The following is a 15247-nucleotide window of genomic DNA, read 5'->3' on the forward strand; positions in this document are numbered from 1 at the left end:
TCTTAGGCCACTTTGTTTCGGTTCGCCGCCCGGCGTAGCGGCTTGCGGCTGTTTTCGTTCATGAAATCAATCACAAGCGGGCGAATATTGTCGCGCCAGCTGCGGCCGGCGAAAATGCCGTAATGGCCCGCATTCGGCTCAACATGGCTGGCCTTTTTGCTGTCCGACAGGCCAGTGCACAGATCAAGCGCGGCAATGCATTGGCCCGGGGCCGAGATATCATCATTCGCGCCTTCGACGGTTTTGACCGCGACATCGGTGATCTTGCTAATGTCGACTTTGTGACCTGCTACAACAAATTCGTTGCGCGCAATCTCACGCCCTTTGAAGATACGTTCCACTGTGGATAGGTAGAACTCGGCGGTCATGTCCATGACGGCCAAGTATTCATCGTAGAAGCGATTATGTGCATCATGATCGGACGCCTCATCCCGGATCACGCGCTGGATCTGGTCTGAAAACGCCTTGGAGTGCCGCTCGGCATTCATCGACATGAAAGAGGCCAGTTGAAGCAGGCCGGGATAGACCATGCGGCCTACACCTTTGTATTTGAACCCAACCCGTTGGATCATGGTTTCTTCCAGCTGGCCCATTGTCACGCGGCGACCGAAATCCGTGACATCAGTCGGTGTCGCATCTGGGTCAACCGGACCGCCGATCAATGTCAGGGTGCTGGGCTGCGCCTTAGGTTCGACCTCGGCCAGATAAGCAGTTGCGGCCAGGGTCAGCGGTGCGGGCTGACAAACAGCAACAACATGGGTGTCTGGCCCCAGCTCTTTCATGAAATCGACAAGATAAAGCGTGTAATCCTCGACATCGAACTTGCCTGCAGACACAGGAATATCGCGCGCGTTATGCCAGTCAGTGATATAAACTTCGCAATTGACAAGCAGGCTTTTGACGGTCGAGCGCAGCAATGTCGCATAGTGCCCCGACATCGGCGCAACCAGCAAAACCTTGCGCGGTTGCTTTTCTCGTCCATTTACCTTGAAATGGATGAGATCGCCAAAAGGACGTTCCAAAACTGTGGTAACATCAACAAGATGATCTTTGCCGTCTTCGCAGGTAAACGTACGAATGCCCCAGTCGGGTTTAACAACCATGCGCTGGAAGGTGCGCTCGGTCACTTCACCCCAGGCGGCCATCCAGCTGAAGGCAGGGTTTGGAACCATCGAAAACAACGGGTAGGACGCCATCGCGCTGGCAGTCGAACCAAGCCATTGGTTCGTGTTGCGCATGGTCTCCATCAAGTCGTAGGTCAACATGTAGCGCATGGAAGCGGCCTCCAGAGTCTAAGGCTGTTCGGTTCGGACCATTCGCCGCTTTGTCCCCCGACACCCACGACGTTATTCTGCATAGCAGCGAGGTTAGGGGGGAATTGTTAAAATGACAACAAGCGAAGACCAAATGCCCGAAGTGACTGAAGAACATATTGAACGACTTAAAGAAAATATGGAAAAGGTCGAAACTCTATCCAAGCGGCTTGTCGAAGTTATGGCGTCGAAAAAGCCACATACCTCTGCGCTGGACGGTCCGAATCAAGAGCTTTTCGCACGAGCAGCAACTGTCTATTTCGCCGAGGCCTGGCAAAACCCTGCCAAGCTGCTGGAACAGCAGATTGAGTATTGGGGCAAATCGGTTCTGAACTTTGCCGAAGCGCAGCAAGCGTTGACCATAGGTGAGGTGGATGACGAACATGACATGCCCGCCGACAAACGTTTTTCCAACCCGATGTGGGACACCAACCCCTATTTCCGCCTGATCCGCCAGCAGTACCAGACCAACGCACAGGCCATCACTCAGGCGGTGGCTTCGGTCGATGATCTGGACGCCAAGGATAAGCGGCGCCTCAGCTATTTCTCGCAACAGATCATCGACATGATGGCGCCGACCAATTTTCTGGCGACAAACCCGGATGCCTTGCAAAAGGCGGTGGAAACCGAGGGCCAGTCGCTCATCAACGGGTTGGAAAACCTGGTGTCAGACCTCGAAGCAAACGATGGCGAGCTCGTGGTCAAGCTGGCCGACGAAAACGCGTTTGAGGTTGGCGGCAATCTGGCGACTACCCCGGGTGACGTGATCTATCGCAATCGCATGATGGAGCTGATCCAATACAAGCCTGCAACCGAAACGGTGCATGAAACACCGATTGTGTTGTTCCCACCCTGGATCAACAAGTTTTATATTCTTGACCTGAAGGCCCAGAACAGCCTGATCAAATGGATCACGGAACAGGGTTATACCCTGTTTGTTGTCAGCTGGGTCAACCCGAATCCAAGCTACGCCGAAACTGGGATGGAGGATTACATTCAGGACGGTTTCCTGGCTGCCATCGAGGTCGCAAAGCAGATCTGCAAGGTCAAGCAGGTCAACGCGATTGGCTACTGCATTGCGGGCACGACGCTCAGCCTGACATTGGCCTTGATGAAACAACGGGGCGATAAGTCGATAAAATCGGCAACGCTTTTCACCGCGCTGACGGATTTCTCGGAACAGGGAGAGTTCACACCGTTTCTGCAAAATGACTTCATCGACGGGATCGAAGAAGAGGTGACAAAAGAGGGCGTGCTGCGATCGTGGATCATGGGGCGCACGATGTCATTCCTGCGCTCGCGTGATCTGGTCTATGGTCCGGCCATCCGTAGCTATATGATGGGTGAGGTGCCTCCGGCCTTCGATTTGCTGTTTTGGAATGGCGATGGTGCGAACTTGCCAGCGAAGATGGCGGTCGATTATCTGCGCGGCCTGTGCCAACGCAACGAATTTGCCTCGGACGGGATCGAACTTTTGGGTCACAAGCTGACGCTGGCCGATGTGGATGTCCCTTTGATGGCCATCACCTGCGAAACTGATCATATCGCCGCCTGGAAAGACTGCTATCGCGGTGTGCAAAAGATGGGGTCGCGTTCAAAGACCTTTGTTGTCTCGGAATCCGGCCATATAGCAGGGATCGTGAACCCGCCCAGCAAGAAGAAGTATGGCCATTACACAAACCCCGATCTGAAATCAGATGCAGACACCTGGCTGAAAGAGGCGGATTTCCACGAAGGATCTTGGTGGCCCATATGGGAGGCCTGGCTGAAGAAGCGGTCGGGCAAACAGGTGCCAGCTCGGGAGACAGGCGATTCGACCCATCCAAGCCTTGCACCGGCTCCCGGGACCTATGTCGTCGCCAATCCAAACATCTGATTTCATTTTGAAACTACAGTTTTTCTGCATTGCAGCAAGAAAAAACTTGCAATGCTGCAATGCAGAAACCATATTGTCATCAAGCTGACGAAAGCCGGGGTGGGCCCGGCTCAGCAAAAGGATTAGAACGATGGCAAAGACTCAAGACTTTTCCGCGATCATGAAAGACATGATGGGCGCGTTCCCTGTGGACACCACCGCGCTGGAAGGCGCATTCAAATCGACCGCTTCGCTGAACGAAAAGCTGTCGGGCGTTGCTCTGGAAGCGGCTGAAAAATCGGCTGAGATCTCGAACAAATGGACCAAGGATACCCTGGCCAAGATGACCGAGATGTCGAAAGCCAAGGCAGAGCCTGCTGACTATGCCAAAGCGGCAACCGATTTCGCAAGCGCGTCGGCTGAAGTAGCAGCTGAAAACCTGGCCGCTTTCGCTGAAATCGCGAAAAAAGTTCAGACCGAAACTGTTGAGCTGCTGATGGCCGCTGGCAAAGACGCTGCTGAAGAAGCAACCGCAGCTGTCAAGAAAGCAACCAACGACGTGACGACTGCCGCCAAGAAAGCCGCAGCCGCCAAGTAAGAGCTTCGCGATACGCGCACCTTATTCCTCCCAAAAGGTGCATTCGCGTTGGGCAGGTCCATTGACCTGCCCTTTCTTTTTGTGCTGCACTCGCATAACCTGTGCTGCAACGCATCATCCTTGGGGAGGGTACTAGGTGTCGGATAACGAAAAACCGCTGTTGATTAAGCGCTACGCCAGCCGCAGGCTGTATAACACCGAGACCAGCGACTACGTGACGCTAGAAGACATAGCAGGTTTTATCCGGGACGGGCGCGAAGTTCAGATCATTGACCTGAAAACAGGCGACGACCTGACGCGGCAGTATCTTCTGCAAATCATTGCCGAACACGAAAGCCGCGGTGAGAATGTTCTGCCGGTGAATGTGCTGAATGACCTTGTGCGTAGTTATATGGTGCCAGGCGGGGGCATGATGCCTCAGTTCCTGCAAAGCTCGTTCGAGATGTTGCGCGAAAGTCAAAGCAAGATGATGGAGAACATGAACGCGATGAACCCGATGGCGCAGATGCCCGGATTCGATGCGTTGCAGGCGCAGCAACAAGCGTTTCTGAAGGCCATGACCGGGGGGCTGTCCGGCGGATGGTCCGGGCCGGATCAGGAAGAGAAAAAGCCCGAAGCGAATGAAGATCTGGACGATATCAAAAAGCAGCTGGCCGAGTTGCAGAACAAACTGTCCAAACTGAACTGATCTTTGGTTCGTGGAAAAGATGGCCCGCTATGTGCGGGCCTTTTTTATGTCAGGTGCCGTAAACCGGAACCGGGCCAGTCACCTCACCGACCGAGGCCAGTAGGATATCGGCGATCACATCCAATTCTTCGCGCGTCAGGCGCACGGGCAGGCGCACATCACAGGCTTTCATCAGCATGTCGCGCGTCTGCGGAAGCTCGAAGGTTTCAGGCAGGAACTGCCAGTTCCAGAAGGCACGAGCATTGTCTTCGCTCAGGCCAAAGACCTGAACCTTGACGCCTCGCGCCTCGGATGCGGCGGCAAAGGCGCGGATTTCGGCCTCGTCCAGCCCCACCAGATTGAATTGGATCGAATCCGGCGCACGACGTTCGGGTGCAAGCGGGGCTGGGACGTCGATATAGTCCGAGCTGTTCAGACGTTCCGCCACATAGTCATGGTTTGCCAATCCGTCCTGAACCCGGCGTGCCAGCTCGGGGATTTGCGGCCGGATGACGGCGGCGCTCAGGTTGCTCATCCGAAGGTTATAAAGCGGCAGTTGGTTCTGCCAGCGGGCGAAGGCCTGCTCTAGCTCAGGTGAGTTGTCGCCGCGTGGGGTTTTGTGCTTTTTCCAGTTGTGTTCATAGGCTCCCGACATGATCACAGCGCGTGCGACCAGATCGGCGTCATCGGTGATCAGAATGCCACCTTCGCCGGCATTGATCATCTTGTAGGACTGGAATGAAAAGCAGCCAACCTTACCGATGGTGCCGATGTTCCGGCCATGCCAGGTGGTGCCCAGCGAATGCGCAGCGTCTTCGATCACCGGGATGTCGCGCGCGTCACATAGTTCCATGATCGCGTCCATATCCGAGGTATGGCCGCGCATATGGCTGATGATAACCGCCTGCACATCGTCCAGCTTGGCCGCGAAGTCGGCCATGTTGATGCGGTAGTTCTCGCCCACCTCGCAGAGAACCGGAATACAATCCGCGTGCACGACCGAGGAGGGAACAGCGGCAAAGGTAAAGCCGGGGATCAGCACTCGTGCATCCCGTGGCAGGCCCAGAGCCTTCAGCGACAGGAACAATGCAGCCGAGCAGGACGAAACCGCAAGCGCGTATTTCGAACCCAGCAAAGCGGCGAATTCTGCCTCAAGCAGGGCAACCGGCGCATCTTGCAGCGCGGTATAGCGAAACAGGTCACCCGACTGCATTAGCGCGTTGATGGCATGTCGGGCAGCGGCGGGGATGGGTTCGGCGTCATGGACGTTGGGGGGCAGCGTCATATTTGAAATTCCCGAATTCTAACTTTCGTTTATTTAAATCAAGCGGGCAGGCTGTGCCAAGCCCCCAATCGCTAGATCGGCAAAAATTTCACCAAACTGTCGCAATCAAGAACGGGATTAGATGCCCAGACGATCCCGCATCGCAAACCATGTCATCGCCAGCACCAGCAGGGGGCTGCGCAGGGCCGGACCGCCCGGAAAGGGCAGGGCCGGGACGCGGGACATGGTATCGAACCCTTCGGCCTGCCCTTGAACGGCCAAAGCCATAAGCTGCCCCGCATGCGTTGCGGTGCCAACGCCGTGGCCGGAATATCCCGATGCCGAAAGAATGTTGGGGGCAAGTCGCGCAAGATATGGCATTCGGCGCATTGTAATCGCCAAAGTACCGCCCCATGCGTAGTCGATCTTCACGTCTTTCAAATGCGGGAAAATCTCAACCATCGGCTTGCGCACTTTGGCGGCGATGTCGGATGGGAAGCGATAGCCATAGCTTTCACCACCGCCAAATAAGAGCCGCCGATCAGCGCTGAGGCGAAAGTAGTTCACCACAAATTTCGTATCCGCTACGGCGACATCTTGAGTCAAAACGCGGGCGGCGTCATCGCCAAGCGGTTCTGTCGCTGCAATGAAGTTGTTGATCGGCATGACCCGCGATGCCACCTGCCGGTTCAGCGCACCAAGATAGCCATTGCAGGCCAGAATAAGGTGCTGGGCGCGTACCGTCCCGTTTTCGGTGCGCATGACCACTGAATCGCCCTCTTCGATCCCCAGAACCTCGGTTCTTTCGTGAATGCGCGCACCTGCGTTATGCGCTGCCTGTGCCAGCCCAAGCGCATAGTTCAGCGGATGCAAATGCGCGGCGCCCTTGTCCAGATATCCACCTCTGTAAGTAGGAGAAGGGCACAGCGCATGTCCGGCGGCCTCATCCAGAAGCTCCAGCTGATCGTAGCCATATGTGTTCGACAGATGCTCGGCATGGGCGTGCAGCTCTTTCTGGTCCGAGATTGACAGCCCAAGATCAGCCACACCGGGTTTCAAATCGCAATCGATCTGGTGCTTGGCGATTAGGGATTTGACCAAATCCTTCGCGTCTTCGGCCAAATCCCACAGCTTGGTGGCATCATCCTGCCCGACCAACCGTTCCAGACTTTCCTGATCCATGCGCTGGGCGCTGCCCAACTGCCCGCCATTGCGACCCGAAGCCCCGAACCCGACGCGGTGTGCTTCGAGCAGCACGACATCCAGCCCGGCCTCAGCCAAGTGCAGCGCTGCTGACAACCCGGTGTAGCCGCCGCCGACGATACAGACGTCTGCGCGGGTTTCGCCTTCGAACGCAGCGAACGGCGCTATGGTGTTGGCCGTCGCGGTATACCAGCTTTCCGGGTATTCAGCCTTGCGGTCGTTGGAATACAGAAGGTTCATAGCGACCGGCTCCGCTGGTTCAGACGTTCAGCAACAGGTGCTCGCGTTCCCAGGGTGAGATGACCTGCAGGAATTCCTCGTATTCAGCTCGCTTCACGATACCATAAACACGCGCGAATTCGGGCCCGAGAACCTTGTGCAATTCTGTGGCCTCATCAAACAGATCCAGCGCATTGCCCATGACCTGAGGGATATCGCCATCGCCTTCATACGCATCGCCATAGAACTGACGGCGGGGTCGTTCCTGTTGAGTCAGGCCCAGATAGCCACAGGCCAGCGACAGTGCGATGCCCAGATAGGGGTTGCAGTCCATTCCTGCGATGCGGTTTTCAACCCGACGGGCCTCAGGGCCGGACAGGGGCACGCGGATACCTGTTGTTCGATTGTCACGCGCCCATTCCAGATTGATCGGCGCGGCGTGGTCTTTGACATAGCGCCGATAGGAATTCACATAAGGCGCCATCACGGCCAGTCCTGCGGGCAGATGGTTCTGCAGCCCCGCGATATAGTGATAAAACGCATCCGTCTCGCCGCCTTGCGGACCCGAAAAGATGTTTTGCCCGGTCTCCATCTCAATGATCGAATGGTGGATATGCATGGCCGAACCGGGCTCATCCTCGATCGGTTTGGCCATGAACGTGGCGAAACAATTGTGTCGCAGCGCAGCCTCGCGGATCAGGCGTTTGAAATAGAACACCTCATCCGCCAGCTTGACGGGATCGCCATGACGCAGGTTGATCTCGAGCTGACCGGCGCCACCTTCCTGGGTGATACCGTCAATCTCGAACCCCTGATGTTCGGCAAAGTCATAGATGTCATCAATCACTGGGCCGAATTCATCGACGGCGGTCATTGAATAGGCCTGACGTGCTGCTGCCGGGCGGCCTGAGCGGCCCATCATAGGCTTGATCCCCTGCGCCGGGTCTACGTTTGGGGCAACCAGAAAGAATTCCATCTCCGGGGCAACAACGGGTTTCCACCCTTTGTCGTGGTAGAGCTGTACGACACGTTTCAACACGTTGCGCGGGCTGAACGGGATCGGCTCGCCATCCCGGTCATAGGCGTCGTGGATCACTTGCAATGTCCAATCCCCGGTCCAAGGCGCAGCAGACGCGGTCGAGAAGTCAGGTTTCAGGATCATGTCCCGTTCGATAAACCCGTCTTCACCCGCAGCTTCTCCCCAATCCCCGGTGATTGTCTGATAAAAGATACTGTCGGGCAGGTGGAAATAGGATTGCCGCGCAAACTTCGACGCGGGAACCGCCTTGCCGCGCGCGATGCCGGGCAGGTCCGAAATGATGCACTCAACCTCATCCAGCCGGTGCCCTTCGATGTAAGCTTGTGCTGCCGGAGGCAGTGCGTCTGTCCAATCGGCCATCAGGCCCTCGCTTTCTTCAGGAAATTCGCCATAAGCTGTGCGATCTGAGCGTTGTGATCTGGTGCCGATTGCCGGTTCGCAGCGGCCTGCATCAGATCATCGGGTACCACACCCTTGCCGCGCGTGCGCATCAGCCCGGTTACAAAGTCGTTGGAAAACTCGGGATGTGCCTGAACGGTCCATATCTGATCGCCATATTGCAACATCGCATTCTGACAGAAGTCACTTTGGCCTGTCACCTTGGCCCCTTCGGGCAGGGCAACTACCTGATCCTGATGCCAGGCGTTCAGCCAGACCTTTTCGCCCTCAAAGTCATACTCGGTGCGTCCAACGGACCACCCGCCATCAAATTTTTCGACCTTGCCGCCAAGGGCCTGTGCGATGATCTGATGACCAAAACAAACGCCGACCATGGGTTTGCCGCTTTGGTGGATTTGGCGGATCAACTCTTCGAGCCGTGGAATCCACGGCAGGTCCTCATAGGCGCCATATTTGGACCCTGTGATCAACCACCCGTCGGCCTCATCCGCGCTGTCCGGAAATATCTCGTCCACAACGGCAAAGGTTTCGAACTCTAGCCCGTGGCCTTTCAGGAGGGCGGGAAATAACGAGTCGTAGTCTCCGAAGTCGTCTTTAAGCGCGTCGGGGGTGTGGCCGGTTTGTAGAATACCGATTTTCATAAGTCACCGAATTTGATCAAATTCAGAAATACCCTAGTCGCGAACGCCGGGCAAGGGGGGTCAAACAGCTTCGAGATAACTCAGCCAATGCTGGTCTTCAGGACGATCTGCAAAGCGCGCGATCTCTTGCCGTTTTGTCAGTGCCATGTTGCGGATCAACTCAAGTGGGAACAGGCGGGTCATGATTGGGTCGGCCTCGAATTGGTCAATCGCTTCGGACCAGCTGCTCGCAAGCTGCGGCAACCCGTCCACCTCATAGGCATTCCCGGTGATCGGGGCGGGCGGCTTCATATCATCTTCGATCCCGATCAGCGCAGCACCCAGTATGGCGGTCAGCATCAGGTAAGGGTTGATATCACCGCCGGCTACACGATGTTCGATACGCCGGGCGGCCGGTGCGCCCCCTGGTATACGGATTGCCGCTGTTCGGTTTTCATAGGCCCAGCTTGCGCCAGTGGGTGCATGTGCACCGGGCACCAGTCGTGCATAAGAATTGCCGTGTGGTGCGAAAATCAGGCTACTGGCTGGCATGGCCGCCAGACAGCCCGCAACGGCAGATCGCAACAGGTCGGTGCCTTCGGGGCTACCATCATCAAAAACGTTTCGCCCATCGGCATCGATGACCGAGAAATGCACATGCATCCCGTTTCCCGCATCATTAGCATAAGGTTTCGCCATGAATGTCGCGGAAAACCCGTGTTTGCGGGCCAAGCCGCGCGTCAACGCCTTGAAAAGCCATGTATCGTCTGCACAGCGCATCGCATCCTGATGGTTCAGGTTAATCTCGAACTGGCCGATGCCGCTTTCGGATATGGCGGTTTGCGCCGGAATGCCCATCACGGCGCAGCCATCGTAGAGATCAGTGAAGAACGCCTCGAACGCATCCATTTCCGCGACTGACAACACCGCTTCATCCGTCAGGCGACGGCCGGTTATTGGGTTCAGAGGAGGTTGAGGGTGCGGGCCGGAAGCGTCCAGCAGGGTGAACTCTAGTTCAGTCGCGGCAACCACCGACCATCCGCGCTGGGCGTAACGTGATATTACCGCCGAAAGGGCGTGCCGTGGGTCGCCCGCGAACGGAGTACCGGCATCGTCGTAAAGACTCATGGGAACCAACGCTGTTTCCGCGCTTAGCCACGGGATTGGGACCGGCCCACGTTCCGTTGGCAGCAGAACGCCATCGGCATCGCCGCTTTCAAACACAAGTGGGCTGCCTTCGATATCCGCGCCCCACAGGTCCACATTCAGAGCCGAGAACGGCATCCGCACCGCACCCTTCGACAGCTTGTCCGCATAACTTGGTGGAACCCGCTTGCCGCGCATTTGACCGTTCAGATCGCAGGCTGCGACGCGAAAATTATGCAAAGTGCTTAGGTCCATTTTTCAGGTTCCGATCTTCCGATTAACTGAGATGTATCGAAGCAGGTCCCCGAAGTCACGAAATTTGATCAAATTATTTATAAGGAGCTTCCTGCAAAGAAAAACGCCGCCCAAAGGGGCGGCGCAATTTGCGTTATGGGATCCAATAGATCAGACGAAGCTGATGCCGTCCTCTGTCATCGGATGCGCCGCAATCTGAACGCCCGACAGAGTGTTGATCGCATTGGCCAAAGCAGGCGCGGCTGGGGGCGTTCCTGGCTCACCCACCCCGGTGGGGGCTTCGGCTGATGGCACGATATGGACATCAATGGCAGCAATATCACCGATCCTAAGCGGCTCATAGTCGGGGAAGTTCGATTGATCTACAGCGCCGCCGGTCAGCGTGATCTGGCCGCGCATAACGTGACCGATGCCATAACCGATGCCACCTTCCATCTGGGCACGAACAACATCAGGGTTAACCGCAATCCCGCAATCCACTGCACAGGTCACCTTTTCGATCTTGATGCCCGATTCAGGGTCGCCAGAGACTTCTACGACCTGAGCGGCATAGGATCCAAAGGACTTGTGCACAGCGATACCCTGAGCCCGTCCGTCAGCAGGATTGCCCCAATTGGCCTTCTCAGCCGCCAGTTTCAAGACGCCTGCTTTGCGCGACTGATCTGGATCACTACCATCGGCCAGGTATGAGAGACGGAATTCAACCGGATCACGACCCGCGGCCTTTGCCGCCAGGTCCATCATGACCTCCATAACGTATCCGGTGTGGGTGTGCCCCACTGACCGCCACCACAGAACCGAGGTTGCTTTGGGCGTATCCGTCAGACCGAGCGCCATGCCGGGAATATTGTAGGGGCTGTCTGCAATACCCTCGATCGAGCTGTGGTCGACGCCGTCATGAACCGAGAAGGATTCGAACGGCGTTCCCTTCATGATCGACTGACCGGCCACCTGATGCTGCCATCCAACGATATTGCCATCCGCGTCTAAACCAACCCGCGCTTTGTGGCCAAAGGCCGGGCGATAGTATCCGCTGCGGATGTCATCCTCGCGCGTCCAAACCAGCTTCACAGGGCGCGACCGGTCAGTGACCACAAAGGCCAGCGCAGCTTCGACCTGATAGTCAGCATCTGGCGTCGCGCGGCGCCCAAAGGATCCGCCAGCCAGCATTGTCTTGATCTGGATTTTCTCTGGCGGCAGTTGGAATATCTGCTGGTAGGCCATGTGCGGACCGGTCGGCATCTGCGCGCCGTCGTGCAGAATGATGTCGCCCTCAGCGGTCTCTTCGATGGTGCAGTTCAGCGGCTCCATCGGCGCATGGGCCAGCAGGGGGAAATAGAACGACTGTTCGATCACAGTATCCGCACCATCAATGGCTGCGGCGACCGTTGCGGCGTCCGCCTGGTTCACGTTGAACTCTGGCTCTGCGTCCAGCGCGGCCATGATCTCGGCTTTGATTTGGTCCGAGTCACGGGTTTCTGCCGCTGACATGTCCCATTCGATCTCAAGCATGTCTCTTGCCTGAATCGCGGCCCATGTATTTTCGGCATAAACCGCAACACCGGCCTGATTGGGTAGAATAGCCGCGTTGATATAGCCTTTGATCTCTTTCGATGCGCTGTCGTCAAAGCCCAAAGCGATGCCACCGCGCGACTCTGGCCGCTTGATCATGGCCACCATCTGGTTGGGCAGATGCACATCCATCGCAAATTTCGCCTGGCCGTTGCCCTTGATCGCCGAATCCTTGCGACGCACGCTCTCGTTTCCGATCAATCGGAATTCCGACGGGTCGTTCAGGCGGGGCTCTGCTGGCACCTCCAGTTCAGATGCGGCGGCAACAAACTCTGCAATCGGTGCGGTTTTGTCGCCAGCAGCGATGATTCCATCCACGATGGAGACACCGCTTGGGTCGACGCCCCAGCTTTGGGCGGCAGCATTGATCAGCATCTCGCGCGCGGCGGCACCTGCCTGACGGTATTGCATCCATGAGTTTGCAATCGCAGTAGAACCCCCAGTCCCCTGGAACGGGCCGAACAGAAGATTGTTGTAAACCTGCGGGTCAGACGGGGCGAATTCGTATTCGATCTGGTCCATCGTCACGCCAAGCTCTTCGGCAATGATGGTTGGCAGACCGGTTGCCGGGCCCTGACCCATCTCAAAATGCTTGACGATTGCGGTCACGGTGCCATCCGCATCAATTTTCACAAACGGATTGAGCTGGGCGCCGTCCGAGGATGCCGCAGCAAGTGCGCCATCAGGGCGGGCACCGACAATCAAAACGGCGCTGGCTGCTGCTGCGCCTTTCAAAAATCCACGGCGGGAGGTGTTGATGGTCATGATCAGGCCTCCAGAATTTCAGATGCGCGCTGAACACCAGCGCGGATGCGTTGATAGGTGGCGCAGCGGCAGGCATTGCCCCACATGTATTCGTCGATTTCTTCAGCACTGGGTTTTGGGTTTTCAGACAAAAGACCCACAGCTGACATCACTTGACCGGATTGGCAGTATCCGCATTGCACCACATCCAGCTCGACCCAGGCTTGTTGCACGGCCGCGCCGATTTTGTCGTCGCCGATGGCTTCAATGGTGGTGATCTCGGCATCCTCCAGATCTTCGACATAGGTCTGGCACGACCGGACAGGTTCGCCGTTGACGTGAACAGTGCAAGCGCCGCATGAGGCAACGCCGCAACCGAATTTGGTGCCGGTCAGCTTAAGCTCATCCCGGATCACCCACAGCAGGGGGGTGCCGGGTTCGGCGTCAACCGTGTGGGTCTCGCCGTTCAGTTTTAGTGAAAGGGCCATGGGGGTCGTCTCCTGTTGGCTGTTACCTGAATCGGTAAACTGTCGCGTTTACATGTGGCACAGGAAATGCGCCCTGTAAACTGGTAAGTTTACGTAGTGTTTGACCTGCGCAGGTCAATGGGTCTATAGCTCTGCCATGAACGAATGCAGCGCGCCGAATGCGTCAAAATACGCGCAGATCATCGACGCAGCCGTAGCCGAATTCCTTGAAAAGGGATTTGCCGCGTCCAGTATGGATCGCATCTCGGCCCGGGCCGAAGTTTCCAAGCGTACACTTTATAAGTATTTTGAAAGCAAGGAAAATCTCTTTCGATCCATTGTCGTGGAGTTATCGAGCAGATTCGCGGAAGTGGTCGAGATCAAGTACGATTCAGACCGGGACATACGCGAACAGATGACAGAGCTGGCCTGGGCCGAGGGGCGTATCCTGATGCTGCCCGAGGTCATCGCCATGTCGCGCATGGTGATAAGCGAAACTTTGCGCAACCCGATGCTTGCCGCCGAAGCGCAGGGCAAACTGGACAAGACAGCTACCTTTGTCGACATGCTGAAAGGCGCGGCGGAGGATGGAAAACTGAATATTGATGACCCTGAACAGGCGGGCAAGGAGTTCATCGGCCTGATCAAGGCGCGTGCGTTCTGGCCCTTGCTGTTCAGTGGTTCGGTGCTCAGCAAGGCCGAGATGGCCGAGACAATTGAGAACAGCGTCGAGATGATGATCAGCCGATATGGGCTTCCTAGCTAAGGGCCTTCTGAGCCGGTTAGATGTCCGATGGCAATCCGGATAAATACAGGTTAGACCCGGCGGGCCGTGCGCATGCTAGTATTTCCAATGCCAGGCCTACAGAGTTAGACGGGGGTTTTGCTGTGACAGGCAAGGCAATAAGTGCAGCGCGATTGTCTGTTGCGCCGATGATGGATTGGACCGATCGTCACTGCCGGTATTTTCATCGGCTGCTCAGTCGTGAGACCTTGTTGTACACAGAAATGGTGACTGCGCCCGCTCTGGTACGGGGTGGGGCGTTGCATCTGCTCGACCATAACCCCGAAGAGCATCCGCTGGCCCTGCAGCTTGGCGGTTCCGATCCTGAGGAGCTGGCACAGGCGGCGCGGCTTGGGGCAGATGCGGGCTATGATGAGATCAATCTGAACTGCGGCTGCCCCTCAGACCGAGTGCAATCCGGAACCTTTGGTGCGGTCTTGATGAAAGAACCGGGCCGTGTGGCCGAATGCGTTTCGGCGATGCGGGCATCGGTCGATGTTAACGTGACGGTCAAGTGCCGGATCGGGGTCGATGATCAACAGCCTCAAGAGGTTCTGCCAGATTTCCTGACCCAAATCCGCGCGGCAGGATGCATGCGGGTGACGATCCACGCCCGAAAAGCTTGGTTGCAGGGGCTCAGCCCAAAGGAGAACCGGGATATCCCTCCGCTTGATTATGATCTGGTGCATCAGATGAAGGCGGACTTCCCGGATATGCATATCTCGATCAATGGCGGGATCACGTCGCTGGATCAGGCACAGGCGCATCTTGAGGCTGGTCTAGATGGCGTCATGATCGGGCGCGCAGCCTACCACCAGCCAACCGATATTCTGGCTCAGGCGGATATGAGGATTTACCAGACCGGCGCAGCTGTGGATCCAATTGCAGTTGTTCAGGACATGGTGCCATATGTCGAACGCCACCTTGCCAATGGGGGGCGTTTGCACCAGATCACCCGGCATATGCTTGGCCTGTTCGCTGGCCGCCCGGGGGCTCGGGCATGGCGACGGGCCTTGTCCGAAGGGGCGGTGCAGAACGGGGCCGGGCCGGAAGTGATGTTACAGGCCCTGGACCGTGTCGCACCTATGGCAGAGGCTTAGGA

General features: G+C 56.8%; 13 protein-coding genes. 5 read left to right on the plus strand and 8 right to left on the minus strand.

What is annotated here, in order from left to right:
- Positions 1-2: 2 nt before the first annotated feature.
- Positions 3-1274, minus strand: a complete 1272-nt coding sequence (phaZ, locus tag ABLN87_RS00375) for a polyhydroxyalkanoate depolymerase (RefSeq protein ID WP_353006287.1) — start codon at positions 1272-1274, stop codon at positions 3-5.
- A gap of 112 nt (positions 1275-1386) precedes the next feature.
- Between phaZ and ABLN87_RS00380 the strand changes: the two genes are divergently transcribed.
- The 3 genes from ABLN87_RS00380 (at position 1387) to phaR (ending at position 4454) form a co-directional block, all read left to right on the plus strand.
- The gene (locus ABLN87_RS00380) at positions 1387-3189 is read left to right on the plus strand and encodes a PHA/PHB synthase family protein (RefSeq protein WP_353006290.1); all 1803 of its coding nucleotides are present in this window, start codon (positions 1387-1389) and stop codon (positions 3187-3189) included.
- A 130-nt stretch (positions 3190-3319) separates the two neighbouring features.
- Positions 3320-3766 carry a phasin family protein gene (locus tag ABLN87_RS00385; RefSeq protein WP_170530732.1) on the plus strand — a complete coding sequence of 149 codons (447 nt, stop codon included), beginning with the start codon at positions 3320-3322 and terminating at the stop codon, positions 3764-3766.
- Positions 3767-3902: 136 nt separating this feature from the next.
- Positions 3903-4454 (plus strand): polyhydroxyalkanoate synthesis repressor PhaR, encoded by a 552-nt coding sequence (gene phaR, locus ABLN87_RS00390; protein ID WP_353006292.1) that lies wholly within the window; start codon positions 3903-3905, stop codon positions 4452-4454.
- A gap of 49 nt (positions 4455-4503) precedes the next feature.
- Here the strand turns inward: phaR and ABLN87_RS00395 are convergent, their stop codons facing one another.
- The 7 genes from ABLN87_RS00395 to ABLN87_RS00425 form a co-directional block, all read right to left on the minus strand.
- The gene (locus ABLN87_RS00395; protein ID WP_353006295.1) at positions 4504-5718 is read right to left on the minus strand and encodes a DegT/DnrJ/EryC1/StrS family aminotransferase; all 1215 of its coding nucleotides are present in this window, start codon (positions 5716-5718) and stop codon (positions 4504-4506) included.
- 117 nt (positions 5719-5835) lie between these two features.
- Positions 5836-7140 carry an NAD(P)/FAD-dependent oxidoreductase gene (locus ABLN87_RS00400; protein WP_353006297.1) on the minus strand — a complete coding sequence of 435 codons (1305 nt, stop codon included), beginning with the start codon at positions 7138-7140 and terminating at the stop codon, positions 5836-5838.
- A gap of 19 nt (positions 7141-7159) precedes the next feature.
- Positions 7160-8518, minus strand: coding sequence for a glutamine synthetase family protein (locus ABLN87_RS00405; protein WP_353006300.1), 1359 nt, complete (start codon positions 8516-8518; stop codon positions 7160-7162).
- Complete coding sequence (locus ABLN87_RS00410; protein ID WP_353006302.1) at positions 8518-9198, minus strand: type 1 glutamine amidotransferase; 681 nt, start codon at positions 9196-9198, stop codon at positions 8518-8520. The genes ABLN87_RS00405 and ABLN87_RS00410 overlap by 1 nt, the downstream gene beginning before the upstream one ends.
- A 60-nt stretch (positions 9199-9258) precedes the next feature.
- Positions 9259-10578, minus strand: coding sequence for a glutamine synthetase family protein (locus ABLN87_RS00415; RefSeq protein WP_353006305.1), 1320 nt, complete (start codon positions 10576-10578; stop codon positions 9259-9261).
- 150 nt (positions 10579-10728) lie between these two features.
- A complete protein-coding gene (locus tag ABLN87_RS00420; protein ID WP_353006308.1) occupies positions 10729-12915 on the minus strand; it encodes a xanthine dehydrogenase family protein molybdopterin-binding subunit in 2187 nt (728 codons plus the stop codon).
- A gap of 2 nt (positions 12916-12917) precedes the next feature.
- On the minus strand, positions 12918-13382 hold the full coding sequence (locus ABLN87_RS00425) for a (2Fe-2S)-binding protein (protein WP_170530716.1): 465 nt from the start codon (positions 13380-13382) through the stop codon (positions 12918-12920).
- Positions 13383-13518: 136 nt separating this feature from the next.
- Here ABLN87_RS00425 and ABLN87_RS00430 point away from each other — a divergent pair, with 136 nt between their 5' ends.
- Entirely contained in the window at positions 13519-14127 is a 609-nt protein-coding gene (locus ABLN87_RS00430; RefSeq protein WP_353006309.1) for a TetR/AcrR family transcriptional regulator, read from the plus strand.
- A 122-nt stretch (positions 14128-14249) separates the two neighbouring features.
- Positions 14250-15245, plus strand: a complete 996-nt coding sequence (gene dusA, locus ABLN87_RS00435; protein WP_353006311.1) for a tRNA dihydrouridine(20/20a) synthase DusA — start codon at positions 14250-14252, stop codon at positions 15243-15245.
- The last annotated feature ends 2 nt before the right edge of the window (positions 15246-15247 follow it).

The organism is Ruegeria sp. SCP10 (assembly GCF_040329495.1).
Taxonomy (GTDB): domain Bacteria; phylum Pseudomonadota; class Alphaproteobacteria; order Rhodobacterales; family Rhodobacteraceae; genus Ruegeria.